General features: G+C 64.1%; 1 pseudogene. It reads right to left on the bottom strand.

Going from position 1 to position 284, the window contains the following annotated elements:
• A pseudogene (locus IG08_RS55530) lies at nucleotides 1-284 on the bottom strand (Fe-S oxidoreductase); the annotation flags it as partial.

The raw sequence follows: 284 nt of genomic DNA, 5'->3' as shown, positions 1-284 counted from the left end.
GCGAAGGCCTTCGTGGTCTTCTTCGCGCGGTCTTCGAGGGCACCCGCGCAGCCGACCCAGTACAGGTACTCGACCTCGGACAGGTCCTCGATGTCCTTGCCGACGACCGGCACCTCGAAGTCGACTTCCTTGAGCCACTCCAGGCGCTGCTTCTTGGCCAGGCCCCAGGGGTTGCCCTTCTTCTCCAGGTTCTTGAGCATCGTGCCCGCCTCGGACGGGAACGCGCTCTCGATCATCACCTGGTAGCGGCGCATGTCGACGATGTGGTCGACGTGCTCGATGTC

It is taken from the genome of Streptomyces fulvoviolaceus (genome assembly GCF_000718165.1).
In the GTDB taxonomy this organism is placed as follows: domain Bacteria; phylum Actinomycetota; class Actinomycetes; order Streptomycetales; family Streptomycetaceae; genus Streptomyces; species Streptomyces fulvoviolaceus.
The sequence above is the reverse complement of the archived record's forward strand: the minus strand, read 5'-3'. Positions and strand labels throughout refer to the sequence as shown.